Source organism: Stutzerimonas decontaminans, assembly GCF_000661915.1.
Classification (GTDB): Bacteria; Pseudomonadota; Gammaproteobacteria; order Pseudomonadales; family Pseudomonadaceae; genus Stutzerimonas; species Stutzerimonas decontaminans.
Map to the genome: position 1 here is coordinate 1,545,439 of NZ_CP007509.1, position 12,864 is coordinate 1,558,302.

Annotated in this window: 11 protein-coding genes; 8 read left to right on the forward strand and 3 right to left on the reverse strand. The window is 64.4% G+C overall.

What is annotated here, in order from left to right; translation table 11 throughout:
- Complete coding sequence (locus tag UIB01_RS07240) at nucleotides 1-561, reverse strand: TetR/AcrR family transcriptional regulator (protein WP_038658250.1); 561 nt, start codon at nucleotides 559-561, stop codon at nucleotides 1-3.
- Between the two features lie 134 nt (nucleotides 562-695).
- Here UIB01_RS07240 and UIB01_RS07245 point away from each other — a divergent pair, with 134 nt between their 5' ends.
- The 3 genes from UIB01_RS07245 to UIB01_RS07255 all read left to right on the forward strand — a co-directional run bounded on the left by UIB01_RS07245 (nucleotide 696) and on the right by UIB01_RS07255 (nucleotide 3,583).
- The gene (locus UIB01_RS07245) at nucleotides 696-1,289 is read left to right on the forward strand and encodes a glutathione S-transferase family protein (protein ID WP_038658252.1); all 594 of its coding nucleotides are present in this window, start codon (nucleotides 696-698) and stop codon (nucleotides 1,287-1,289) included.
- Nucleotides 1,290-1,306: 17 nt separating this feature from the next.
- Nucleotides 1,307-2,107 carry an MBL fold metallo-hydrolase gene (locus tag UIB01_RS07250; protein ID WP_038665487.1) on the forward strand — a complete coding sequence of 267 codons (801 nt, stop codon included), beginning with the start codon at nucleotides 1,307-1,309 and terminating at the stop codon, nucleotides 2,105-2,107.
- Nucleotides 2,108-2,248: 141 nt separating this feature from the next.
- Entirely contained in the window at nucleotides 2,249-3,583 is a 1,335-nt protein-coding gene (locus UIB01_RS07255; protein ID WP_038658255.1) for a GGDEF domain-containing protein, read from the forward strand.
- A 28-nt stretch (nucleotides 3,584-3,611) separates the two neighbouring features.
- On the opposite strand, the gene mapR is transcribed toward UIB01_RS07255, so the two are convergent.
- Complete coding sequence (gene mapR / locus UIB01_RS07260) at nucleotides 3,612-5,021, reverse strand: GntR family transcriptional regulator MpaR (protein WP_038665490.1); 1,410 nt, start codon at nucleotides 5,019-5,021, stop codon at nucleotides 3,612-3,614.
- Between the two features lie 34 nt (nucleotides 5,022-5,055).
- Nucleotides 5,056-6,474 carry a cytochrome c oxidase accessory protein CcoG gene (gene ccoG / locus UIB01_RS07265; protein ID WP_038658257.1) on the reverse strand — a complete coding sequence of 473 codons (1,419 nt, stop codon included), beginning with the start codon at nucleotides 6,472-6,474 and terminating at the stop codon, nucleotides 5,056-5,058.
- Nucleotides 6,475-6,774: 300 nt separating this feature from the next.
- Here ccoG and UIB01_RS07270 point away from each other — a divergent pair, with 300 nt between their 5' ends.
- From UIB01_RS07270 to UIB01_RS07290, 5 genes are all read left to right on the forward strand, one after another.
- Nucleotides 6,775-7,140 (forward strand): CidA/LrgA family protein, encoded by a 366-nt coding sequence (locus tag UIB01_RS07270; protein WP_038658259.1) that lies wholly within the window; start codon nucleotides 6,775-6,777, stop codon nucleotides 7,138-7,140.
- The gene (locus UIB01_RS07275) at nucleotides 7,137-7,847 is read left to right on the forward strand and encodes an LrgB family protein (protein WP_038658261.1); all 711 of its coding nucleotides are present in this window, start codon (nucleotides 7,137-7,139) and stop codon (nucleotides 7,845-7,847) included. Before UIB01_RS07270 ends, UIB01_RS07275 begins: the two co-directional genes overlap by 4 nt.
- A 144-nt stretch (nucleotides 7,848-7,991) precedes the next feature.
- Entirely contained in the window at nucleotides 7,992-8,771 is a 780-nt protein-coding gene (locus UIB01_RS07280) for a PhzF family phenazine biosynthesis protein (protein WP_080695057.1), read from the forward strand.
- Between the two features lie 100 nt (nucleotides 8,772-8,871).
- Nucleotides 8,872-11,163, forward strand: a complete 2,292-nt coding sequence (gene bglX, locus UIB01_RS07285) for a beta-glucosidase BglX (RefSeq protein ID WP_038665492.1) — start codon at nucleotides 8,872-8,874, stop codon at nucleotides 11,161-11,163.
- 174 nt (nucleotides 11,164-11,337) lie between these two features.
- Entirely contained in the window at nucleotides 11,338-12,864 is a 1,527-nt protein-coding gene (locus tag UIB01_RS07290; protein WP_038658267.1) for a glucan biosynthesis protein G, read from the forward strand.

Genomic DNA, 12,864 nt, shown 5'->3' on the forward strand with positions numbered 1-12,864 from the left:
TCAGATGTCCGCGGCGTTAAGCAGGCATTCCGCGGCGGCCTTGGCGTCCCGTGCCTGCTCGCCCGGCCCTTCGATATGCGCCATGCTCAGCGCGCCTTCGAGTAGGTACTGCAGCTGGCGCGCCAGCTGCGTCGCGTTGGGCGCATCCATGTGTTCCAGCAATTCACGCAGGTAGGCTTGCAGCTCGGCCTTGTACGCGGATGAGCGGCGATGAATCGGATGGTCTCGGTCGTGATATTCAGCCGCTGCGTTGATGAACAGGCAGCCGCAGAACTTATCGCCACCGTGGATCATCCCGTGCAACCCATCGAAAACACTCAGTAGCGCCTCGCGTGGTGGCAGCCTGCCGGCCCGTTCGCGCAGGCGCGTCAGCATCAGCTCGTGGCGCGCCTCCAGCACGGCAAGGATCAGCTCGTCCTTGGACTTGAAATGCTTGTACAGCGTCATCTTGGCCACACCGGATTCGGCCAGGATGCGGTCGATGCCGGTAGCGTGATAACCCTCGCGATAGAACAGATTCTCTGCGGTGTTGAGCAACTGGTCGCGCTTGTTCGATGCCATGGATACCTCCTGTGGTTCGACATTATGCGGGAGCGCTCGCGGCTTGCTCCAGTTGGGTGGAACTGCGTTGGTGCTTGCAGTGTACAGACAGGTCTGTCTATTATCCAGTCACAGCCAATCACGAGGGCAACACCATGAAGCTTTACGACCTGACGCTATCCGGCAACTGTCACAAGGTCCGCCTGTTCCTCAGCCTGATCGGCCAGCCGGTCGAGCGGGTGCCGGTGAATCTGCTGGCGGGCGAGCACAAGCAGCCGGCATTTCGTGAAATAAACCCGCGTGGGCAAATTCCGGTGCTTGAGGACGGCGAGTTTCGATTGGGGGACTCCCAAGCGATCCTGGTCTATCTGGCCCAGCGCTATGCTAAAGACTGGTACCCGCAGGACGCGCAGACTCAGGGCCACATCGCCAATTGGCTGAGCTTCGCTGCCAACGAGGTGCAGCATGGCCCGGCTACCGCGCGCCTGGGCAAGCTGTTCGGCCGGCCGATCGACGAGCCACTGGCGCAGGCACGTGCCGCCAGCGCCCTGCGTACATTGGAACGGCACCTCTCCCAGCATGTCTGGCTGGCGCAGACCAGCGAGCCGACCATCGCCGATATCGCCGTCTATCCCAATGTCGCGCTGGGTGGTGATGGCGGACTCGATCTGGCGGCATATCCGGCGCTGCAGGCCTGGTTCGGTCGTATTCGCGAGCTGCCGGGCTATGTCGGCATGCCGGGGTTGTAGCCGTCATGGTCGCGAAGATGGGCAGTATCCTGGCAGGGGATGTCCGGTTGCCGAACAAGCGGATCGGAGCGTGGCTGTTGCTGGCCGTCGCTCTGGTTCTGCCGCTGTCCGGCTCCGCTGACGAAGCTCAAGCCGCAGATGGATTGCGCTTCAGTCTGGTGAAGACTGCGCAAAGCGAAAGTAGCGACTTCTTGCTGCGCCGGGGCGGTTGGCAGCAGCCGCAGCCGGTCCAGCACGTAGCAGTTTTGATCGAGCATCGCGGCAGCCGGTTGCTGTTTGGTACCGGACTCGGTCGGCAGATCGACGCGCAGCTGGACGCCGAGCTGCCCTGGCGGATCAAGCGCTACGGGCCGGTGCGGCCGGTGCGCGATCAGCTGGACGGGGATGGATTGAAGGTCGACCGTATCGTGCTGGGTTGCGTGCGCTGGGAGCACGCCTCGGGGCTGGCAGACTTTCCCGAGGTGCCGGTGTTGGCCAGCGCGCAAAGCCTGAGCTATCTGAAGGCCGCCACGCCCCCTGCGGTGTTACCCAGCCAGTTTCGCCACCGGGTCCGCTGGCAGTCGCTTCAGTTCCAGGCAAGGCCTTATCTGAGCTATGCGCAAAGCCTCGACCTCTACGGCGATGGTCAGCTGGTGCTTGTCCCGCTTGCCGGTCACGGAGCCGTCGGGTTGTTCCTGACGCTGGCCGATGGGCGTCGCTTCTTCTTTCGCGGTGACCGGTTAGAGCATGAGTCAGATGGCGTGCCGGGGCATGTGGTGGCGCTGCAGGATGGCCGCCAGCAGAAGGCGCTGGGCTTCTATCCACGCTGGGTTCAGTGAACTGGCAAAGCCTAAAAAAACCGCGCGGCGAGTTGGGATATAGGCGATGCTTAGAAACATGGGCTGGACAGGCCACACTGCGCGTAGGCGCCGGTGTCGATTGCCCGGCCCGAGCCCTCTGGCCGAAGTAGGTCTGCCGCTGTGAAGACGGATAGCTGCGCGCCCTTGGCGAGTGTCATTGATCTGCTGCTGGATGCCATCTGCGTTGTCGATGCGCAGGGTAACTTCGTTTACGTCAGCGCCGCCTGCAAGCGCATCTTCGGCTATACCCCGGAGGAAATGCTCGGCAAGCGGATGATCGAGATGGTCCTTCCCGAAGATCGCGCCAGAACCATGGCTGCCGCGGGGGCGGTCATGGCCGATCAGCCGCTGCTGCACTTCGAGAACCGCTATGTGCGCAAGGACGGCAGCGTCGCACACATCATGTGGTCAGCCTGCTGGTCGGCGGACAGGAAGTTGCGTATTGGCGTGGCGCGCGATATCACCCAGCGCAAGCAGTCCGAAGCGATGCAGGCTGCGCTGTATTCCATTTCTGAAGCGGCGCACGGGGCGAAAGATCTCGCCGCCCTGTATCAGCAGATCCATCTGACCATCGCGCAGCTGCTGCCGGTGGACGATTTCATCGTTGCCATCCGCGACCTGGCCAGCGGCGAGCTGACCTATCCCTATCAGGCGCTGGCGCTCGATTCGCGTGCGCCGCCGGCGGAGCCGGTGACATCCCTCTGCTTCTCCGTTTTGCATGGCCGCCAACCGTTGCGCTTCAGTGCCGACTCGCTGGCGGCGTTGACGCTGCCGCTGCAAGCCGCTGATTCCGCCTGGTGGCTGGGTGTTCCGCTCAGCTCGAGCGAGGGCGTCATCGGTGTGTTGTTGCTCAAGAGCGTGGCGGCGCCCTACACCGAGAAGGATCAGGAGCTGCTGCAATTCGTCTCGACCCAGGTGGTCACGGCGATCGAACGCCGGCAGCTGTATGCACGGCTGCATCGTATGGCGCAGTACGACGAGCTTACCGGTCTGCCGAACCGCGCGTGCTTCCGTGACCGGCTGGAAACGGCCCTGGCCCGGGTGCGCCGCAACGGCGGGCGAATCGCCTTGCTCTACGTCGATCTGGACCGTTTCAAGCAGGTCAACGATACCTACGGTCATAGTGGTGGCGATCAGCTCCTGCGCGCAGTGGCCGACCGCCTCACGCATTGCGTGCGCGACACCGATACCGTGGCACGGTTGGGTGGCGATGAGTTCGTCGTGTTGCTGGAAAACATTGCTGAGCCGGAGGATGCAAGCCATGTGGTCGAAAAGATCCGCGGCGCCTTCACGCAGCCAATGCTCATTGCCGAGCAAAGCCTCGCGATTGGCCTGAGCATCGGCACTGCGATCTATCCGGAAGACGGCGATGCGGAGGCGCAGCTGCTCAAGCAGGCCGATGACCGCATGTACCTGATGAAGGCCCGCGGCGGACAGTCACTGGACTGCGAGTGAAGGCTAGGGCATTTGGGCATACAGTGCTTCAGAACGACTTCAGCATCCTGCCCAGCAACTCCATCGCCTGCTCGCTGCGCGTGTCCCATGGGTGGCCGTGATTCAGCCGCGCGCAGTTGCGAAAGCGCTGGGTCGCCGAAAAGATCGGTCCCGGTGCCAGGCTGATGCCCTGGGCCAGCGCCAGTTGCAGCAGCTGCAGCGAATCCACCTGCTCGGGAAATTCGAACCAGAGAAAATACCCACCGCTGGGGCGGGTGACCCGTGTGCTGGCCGGGAAATGCCGGGCGGCGGAGGCGAGCATCGCACCCTGCTGCATCTCCAGCGCGTGACGCAGCTTGCGCAGGTGACGGTCGTAGCCGCCATGTTGCAGGTAATCGGCAATGGCGGCCTGGGCCGGCACGGATGGCGAGATGGTGGTCATCAGCTTGAGCCGGGCGATCTGTTCGGCATAGCGACCGCCGGCGACCCAGCCGACCCGGTAGCCGGGCGCCAGGCTCTTGGAGAACGAACCGCAGTGCATCACCAGGCCTTCACGATCATGGCTCTTCACCGGCTTGGGCGGCTCGCGGGTGAAGTACAGCTCGGCGTAGACGTCGTCCTCGATCAGCGGCACCTGATGGCGCTGTAACAGCTCATAGAGCTGCTGCTTCTTCGCCTCGCCCATGCTCGCGCCCAGTGGGTTCTGCAGGCTGCTCATGAACCAGCAGGCCTTGATCGGCAGGTGCGCAAGGCGGTCGGCGAGGATGTCGAGGTCGATGCCTTCACGCGGGTGCACCGGAATCTCCACCGCCTTGAGCTTGAGCCGCTCCAGCACCTGCAGTGTGGCGTAGAACGCTGGCGCCTCAATGGCTACCAGATCGCCCGGTTCGGTCACCACCTGCAGGCAGAGGTTCAGCGCCTCCATCGCACCGGTGGTGATCACCAGTTCGTCCATCGGCAGCATCACGCCGCTGACCATGTAACGCAGGGCGATCTGTCGGCGCAGGTCCGGGTTGCCCGCGGTCATCTCGGCGATCACTTCGCGTGCCGGCATGTCGCGCACGCTTTGCGCCATCGAGCGCGCCAGGCGTTGCAGGGGAAACAGCTCGGGACTGGGAAAGGCCGAACCGAAGGGCACCGTGGCCGGGTCGCGCAGCGAGGCGAGCACCGAGAACACCAGCTCGCTGACACCGACATCGGTGGTTTCCGCCGGACGCAGGCTGATGTCCGGTTCGTGCAACGGGCGCTTGGCATGTTCGCGGACGAAATAGCCCGAACGCGCCCGCGCCTGGATCAGCCCGCGGTCTTCCAGCAGGTAGTAGGCCTGGAACACGGTGGACGGGCTGACGCCGTAGGTGCGGCTGGCGTGGCGCACCGAGGGCACCTTTTCCCCTGGGGCGAGCACGCTGCTGCGGATCAGTTCGGCAATCTCGTCGGCGAATTTCTCGTAGCGCTTCATCGTGTCCGGGCCATGGCGGTTGAGCATGGCCAGTCTACTGGCGTAGCGCCGCGATGGGGGCGACGAAGGTGCTCGGTGTGCTCACCCGGCTGCTCGGCTCGGCGATGTCGCTGACCTCGAAGCGCAGCTCGCGGCTGAAGTCGCGGGCGTTGTCGAGCAGCGTAACGCTGACCGGCAGGTCGGCTATCTCGCCCGGGGCCAGGGCGATCTCCCGCGGTCCCTGCAGCGCGAACGGCCCGTCTTCCAATGCCAGCGCGTAGCGGCGCGGCTGCTGGGTCTTGTTGATCAGCTTGAGGCGATACATGTTCTCGATCTGGCCCTGCATGTTCTCGCGGTACAGCGTGCGGTCGCGGGTGACGTCCAGCTGCAGCTGTGGCCGCGCGTCCAGTGCCCAGATGAAGGCCGCGATCATCGCCGTCATCGCCACGGCATAACCGATCAGCCGAGGGCGCAAGAGGCGGGTGGTGCCGCCCTTGAGTGCGCGCTCGGAGGTGTAGCGCAGCAGGCCGCGGGCGTAGCCCATCCGGTCCATGACGCTGTCGCAGACGTCGATGCAGGCGCCGCAGCTGATGCAATCCAGCTGCAGGCCGTCGCGAATGTCGATGCCGGTGGGGCAGACCTGCACGCACAGCGTGCAGTCGACGCAGTCACCGAGGCCCTGCGCGCGCGGGTCGCTGCCCTTGCGCCGGGCGCCGCGGTTCTCGCCACGGGCTGTGTCGTAGGAGACGAGCAGGGTATCGGCGTCGAACATTACGCTCTGGAAGCGCGAGTAGGGGCACATGTGCAGGCACACCTGCTCGCGCAGCCAGCCGGCGTTGATGTAGGTCGCAGCAGTGAAGAACAGCAGCCAGAAACCGGTGGTCGCGCCGAGGTCGAAGCGGGCGAGGTCGGCCACCAGTTCGCGTACCGGGGTGAAATAGCCGACGAAGGCCAGCGCCGTGGCCAGGCTGATCGCCAGCCACAGCGTGTGCTTGGCGGCACGGCGCAGCAGCTTGGCGGGCGACCAGGGCGCGGCGTCGAGCTTGATGCGCTGCAGGCGATCACCCTCGGTGATCTTTTCCACCCACATGAACATCCAGGTCCAGGTGCTCTGCGGGCAGGCGTAGCCGCACCAGATGCGCCCGGCCAGCACGGTGATGAAGAACAGGCCGAACGCGGCGATGATCAGAATCGCCGAAAGCAGGATGAAATCCTGCGGCCAGAAGGTGGCGCCGAAGATGTGGAACTGCTGTCGGTCCAGATCCCAGAGTACCGCCTGGCGGTCGTTCCAGTTCAGCCAGACGGTGCCGAAGTAGAGCAGCATCAGCAGAGCGCCGCCTAACAGGCGCAGGTTGCGGAAGCGGCCGCTGAAACTGCGCGTATGAATGGGCCCGCCGCTCTGCGCGGGCGTCAGGCGGATCGGTTGGCTGGGATCAACGGTATCGATGATCTGCGCGGGTATGCGGTCGGTCATTAGGCTTCGCCCCATAGGCTTTTCAGGCGAGGCGATGATCCGGGCGAAGGGGAACGCATAACAGACTCAGATGAACCGAGGAAATACGGATCAGATGAATGCCGTGCGTACGCCTCCAGGCCTTGTGCGGCCATCGCTTGACCTGTATCAGTGGACCGTGTCGCAATCGGCTGATCCGCTTTTTTTGGGCCTATCTGCACCTGTTCTGCCGCGGCTTGAGCGGCCATAGTCGAGGCCTTTTGCCGAGCAATGAGGAGCTAGCGCCATGATGTCTGACCTGCCGCCGATGGAGCGCCGCCGATGATTCTCAAGGGCCTGACCTGGTTGGTGCTGCTGCAACTGCTCGGCAACCTGATCAATCTGGTGCTGCTGCCGGCATTGCCTGGGCCGATCATCGGCATGCTGTTGCTGTTCGGCTTGTTGCTGCTGCGCCGCAGCATTCCCGAGTCGCTGGAGAAAACCGCGGCGCTGTTGCTGCAGTACCTGCCGTTGCTGCTGATCGTGCCCGCAGCCGGAATCATGACCAGTGGCTCCGCACTATTGGATGATCTGCCGGCGATTGCCGCCGGGCTGGTGATGTCGTTGCTGATCACTGTGCCGTTCTGCGGCTGGCTGATGCAGCGGCTGATTCGCCGGCTCGACCTCAAGCGGGAGGATCAGGCATGACGGTTCTCGACTGGCGCACGGCCTGGGCGGCCGTCGTGGTGCACCCGCTGTTCTCCGTGGCGCTGACCCTGATCGCGTTCCAGCTGGCGCTGATGCTCTACCGGCGCAGCGGCTGGCTGGTGCTGCAGCCGGTGATGGTCGGCATGCTGCTGGTGGTCGGCACGCTGACTCTGGTGGACCTGGACTATGCCCGCTACCGCGAGGGCGCTTCGCTGGTTGCCATGCTGCTCGGTCCGGCGACCGTGGCGCTGGCGGTGCCGCTGCATCGTCACCTCAAGCGGATTCAGCAATTGTTCTGGCCGATTGTCATTACCCTGGCCGTGGGCGGCGTGCTCAGCGTGGTGCTGACGTTGGCGATCGCCTGGGCGCTGGGTGCACAGATGCCGGTGCTGATGAGCCTAGCGCCGAAGTCGGCGACCATGCCGATTGCCATGCTGGTGGCCGAGCAGCTCGGCGGCCTGGCATCGCTGGCGGCGGTATTCGTCATGCTTACCGGTGTCATCGGCACGGCGCTGGGGCCGCTGTTGCTGCGCTGGGCTGGCGTCGATCATCCCGCCGCTCGCGGTCTGAGCTATGGCATCAACGCGCATGCCATCGGTACGGCACGGGCGTTGGAGGAGGGCGACGAATGCGGCGCTTTCGCGGCACTGGGGATGAGCCTGCTGGGCATTCTGATCGCATTGCTCCTGCCGTTCGCCCTCGGCTGAGGTCGCCTGCCCGGCATTCCCGTGCAGGCCGCTGCTGTGGCGGTGTTGCGACCCTCACGCACCACTGGCTAGCACCCCGTCAGCCCGGTTAGAGTAGGCGGCGGTCGCTTGACCGTGCACAGGGTGCAAACCATGAAATTGCGGATGTTCCAGGTCGATGCTTTCACCGCTGAACGTTTCCGGGGCAATCCCGCAGCGGTGATCCCCTTGCAAGCCTGGCTGTCGGACGAGTTGATGCAAGCCATCGCCGCCGAAAACAACCTTTCCGAAACCGCCTTCTTCGTACGTGAAGCGGACGGGGCGTTTCATATCCGCTGGTTTTCGCCGCTTACCGAGATTGATTTCTGTGGCCACGCCACCCTGGCCAGCGCCTTCGTACTGCTGGAGCAGGGCCTGGCCCAGGCGCCGCTGGTTTTCCGCGCTGCGGCCGTGGGCGATCTGACCGTGCAGCGTCGGGCCGACGGCCTGCTGGAAATGAGCTTCCCCAACCGCGCGCCGGAGCCGGTTGCCGAACCGCCGGCGGCATTGTTGCAGGGACTTGGATGCGAACCGGAAGCGGTGCTGCGCAGCCAGCAGGCCTGGTTCGCCGTCTATCGAGACGAGCAGCAGGTTCGTGCATTGTCACCCGACCTCGATGCACTGCGCGGACTGGCGCCTTTGGATGTGGTGGTGACCGCACCGGGGCGCGAGCAGGATTTCGTCTCCCGCTACTTCTGGCCAGCCAATGGTGGCGACGAAGATCCGGTGACCGGTTCCATTCACGCCGGACTCGCGCCGTACTGGGCAGGGCAGCTGGGGCGCAACGAACTGGTGGCGCTGCAGGCCTCGGCTCGTACCGGCATCCTGCACTGTCGGGTCGAGGCAGATCGTGTGATGGTGGCCGGGCAGGCCGTACTTTTTCTCGACGGCACCATCGAACTTTAAATAACTATCTTCATGCATTGCGGGCGGCCCTCGGCCGGCGCGATGGGTGTGCCTGTGTGTGGCTGATCGATTCAAACCAACGGGGTTGCGAAACGTGATGATGAAAGGGCTGCTGCCGTTTGTCCTGCTTGCCGGTGCGATGAGTTCGTTCGCCTTTGCGGCGCCGCCGGCATTGCCGCTGGATGACCGCCAGGCGCTGATCGAAACCCTGCTCGAGCGCATGACGCTGGCGGAGAAGATCGGCCAGTTGCGCCTGATCAGCATCGGTGGCGACATGCCGCGCGAGCGGATCGCCGAAGAAATCGCCGCCGGGCGCATCGGCGCGACATTCAATTCGGTGACCCGAACCGATAACCGGCCGATGCAGGATGCTGCGCTGCGCAGCCGTCTGGGCATCCCGATCTTCTTCGCCTATGACGTCATTCACGGCCACCGCACCATCTTCCCCATCAGCCTGGCCCTGGCCTCCAGCTGGGACCTCGAGGCGATTGCCCTGAGCGGTCGCGTGTCGGCCATCGAAGCCAGCGCCGACGGCCTGGACCTGACCTTTGCGCCGATGGTCGACATCACCCGTGACCCACGCTGGGGGCGCACCTCGGAAGGCTTCGGCGAAGATCCCTACCTGGTTTCGCAGATCGCCGGCACGCTGGTGCGCGCCTATCAGGGTGAGCGTCTCTCCGCTGCAGACAGCGTGATGGCCAGCGTCAAGCACTTCGCCCTGTATGGCGCGGTGGAAGGCGGGCGCGATTACAACGTGGTCGATATGAGCCCGCAGCGCATGCATCAGGATTACCTGCCGCCATACCGTGCGGCTGTGGACGCCGGCGCTGGCGGCGTGATGGTGGCGCTGAACACCGTCAACGGAATGCCGGCCAGTGCCAACCGCTGGCTGTTGCGTGATCTGCTGCGGGACGACTGGGGCTTCCGCGGGCTGAACATCAGCGATCACGGCGCCATCGACGAACTGCTGCGCCACGGCGTCGCTCGCGATGGCCGCGAGGCCGCGCGCCTGGCGATCGAGGCGGGCATCGACCTGAGCATGCACGACTCGCTCTACCTGCAGGAACTGCCCGGGCTGGTCGAGCGCGGCGAGGTGCCGGTCGAACTGATCGACCAGGCAGTCGGTCGCGTGCTCGGCGCCAAGTACGACCTCGGGCTGTTCCATGATCCCTATCGCCGCATCGGCCAGGCAGCGGACGACCCGGTCGAGGTCAATGCCGAAAGCCGCCTGCATCGCCAGGCGGCGAGGCAAGTGGCACGCGACTCGCTGGTGCTGCTGGAGAACCGCGAGCAGACGCTGCCATTGCGCAAGGACGCGACCATTGCGCTGGTTGGGCCGCTGGCCGATTCCCACGTCGACATGCTCGGCAGCTGGTCGGCAGCCGGTGTGGCAGCCCAGACGGTGACGCTGCGTCAGGGGCTGGAAGCGGCTGTCGGCAAGGGCGGCCAGATCATCCATGCCCGCGGTGCGAACGTCACCGACGATACCGGCATGATCAAGTACCTGAACTTCCTCAACTGGGACCGCCCGGAAGTCTCGCTGGACCCGCGGCCGCCGCAGGCGATGATCGACGAGGCGGTACGCGCCGCGCGCGAGGCCGATGTCATCGTTGCCGCACTGGGCGAGGCGCGAGGCATGTCCCACGAATCGTCCAGCCGCACCAGCCTTGCGCTGCCAGCCAGCCAGCAGGCGCTGCTCGAAGCACTGGTCGCCACCGGCAAACCGTTGGTGGTGGTGCTGATGAACGGACGGCCGTTGCAGCTTGGCTGGGTCAAGGAGCACGCCGATGCGGTGTTGGAAACCTGGTTCGCCGGCACCGAGGGCGGCCATGCGATAGCCGATGTGCTGTTCGGCGCGCACAACCCGTCCGGCAAGCTGCCGATCTCCTTCCCGCGCTCAGTCGGCCAGATCCCGACCTATTACAACCACCCGCGGCTGGGGCGGCCCTACGTCGAAGGACGTCCGGGCAACTACACCTCGCAATATTTCGAAGAGCCCAACGGCGCGCTGTACCCATTCGGCTATGGCCTCAGCTACACCGATTTCGAGCTGTCAAAACCGCAGCTTTCACGGCGTGCGCTGAAACGCGATCAGAATCTGGAGGTCAGCGTAACGGTGAAGAACATCGGCGCGCGTGCCGGCGCAACGGTCGTGCAGCTTTATCTGCAGGATCTGGTTGGCTCCAGCGTACGCCCGGTCAAAGAGCTCAAGGGCTTCAAGAAACTGATGCTGGAGGCTGGCGAGACGCAGGTGGTGCGCTTCGTGCTGAGCGAAGCCGATCTCAAATTCTATGACGCTCGGCTCGACCATGTGGCGGAACCTGGCGAGTTCGAGGTCCAGCTGGGCCTCGATTCGCGGTCGGTGCTCAGCGAGCGTTTCGAGTTGTTGTAAGAAATATCCTGTATGCAGCGTGCCTGCCGGTGCGTTTGTTGGCGCAGCGGTGTGACCGGCTAGGCTGTATGCAGCCAAACCACAGCGAAGCAGAGCGGACTCTGCACAAACCTGTAATTCGGAGGCGGTGTGTTACGCATTTTTCAGTGGAAGACGGGATCTGAGTCGGCACGCATGCTGGCGGGGCTGGCCGGCGGGTTGTGCATGCTGCTGGCCGGCAACGCGCTGGCATTCGGGCTCGATGATGTGGCCGAACGGGCGAAAACCCTGGCCGCCAGCGGTTATGAGGAGCCAGCCAGCAACCTGCCCGCGGAGCTGCGCAAGATGGCCTTCGCCGATTACCAGCGGCTGCGCTTCAACCCCGAGCATGCCTACTGGAAGGATGCTGAGACGCCATTCCACCTGCAGTTCTATCACCAGGGCATGCATTTCGACACGCCGGTGCGGATCAACGAAATCACTGCCACGGACGTTCGCGAGATCCGCTACGACCCGGCGATGTTCCAGTTCGATGGCGTCGAGATTGATCCTGCCGCCCTGGAAGGGCTCGGTTTCGCCGGCTTCAAGGTGCTCTATCCGCTGAACAAGAAGGACAAGCAGGACGAGGTGATGACCCTGCTTGGCGCCAGCTACTTCCGCATAGTCGGTAAGGGCCAGTGGTACGGGCTTTCCGCGCGCGGGTTGGCGATCGACACGGCACTGCCGGTTGGCGAGGAATTCCCGCGCTTTCGTGAGTTCTGGGTCGAGCGGCCGCAGGCTGATCGGCGCAACCTGGTGATCTACGCGCTGCTCGACTCGCCGCGCGCCACCGGCGCTTATCGCATGGTGCTGACGCCAGGCAAGGACAGCACGCTGGATGTGCAGGCCAAGGTGTTTCTCCGCGAGCCAGTCGGCAAGCTCGGTATTGCGCCGCTGACCAGCATGTTCCTGTTCGGTGCCAATCAGCCCAGCGATTCGCTTAACTTCCGGCCACAACTGCATGATTCCGAGGGGCTGGCGATCCATGCCGGCAATGGCGAATGGCTCTGGCGCCCGCTGAACAATCCGAAGCGTCTGGCGGTGAGTGCCTTCAGCGTGGAAAACCCGCGTGGTTTCGGGCTGATGCAGCGCACCCGCGAGTTCAACCGCTACGAGGATCTGGACGACCGTTACGAGCTGCGCCCGAGCGGCTGGGTCGAGACCCGTGGCGACTGGGGCAAGGGCCACGTCGAGCTGGTGGAAATCCCGACGCCTGACGAAACCAACGACAATATCGTCGCGTTCTGGTCACCCGAGAAGCAGCCGGAGCCCGGCCAACCGCTGGATCTGGAATATCGCCTGCACTTCTCCATGGACGAACCCAGCCTGCACGACCCGCAGTTGGCCTGGGTGCAGCAGACCCGCGTTTCGGCAGGTGACGTCAAGCAAGCCAACCTGATCCGCCAGCCGGACGGCAGCACCGCGCTGATCGTGGACTTCGTCGGCCCGGTGCTTGAGCAGCTCGCCGAGGATGCGCCAGTGACCACTCGCGTAAGCATCGACGACAACGCCGAGCTGGTGGAAAACAATCTGCGCTACAACACCGTCACCAAGGGCTGGCGTCTGACGCTGCGGCTGAAAGTGCGAGACCCGGCGCGACCGGTCGAGATGCGTGCCGCGCTGGTCGATGGTGACAAGACCCTTTCCGAAACCTGGACCTATCAGATCCCGCCCCATGAATGA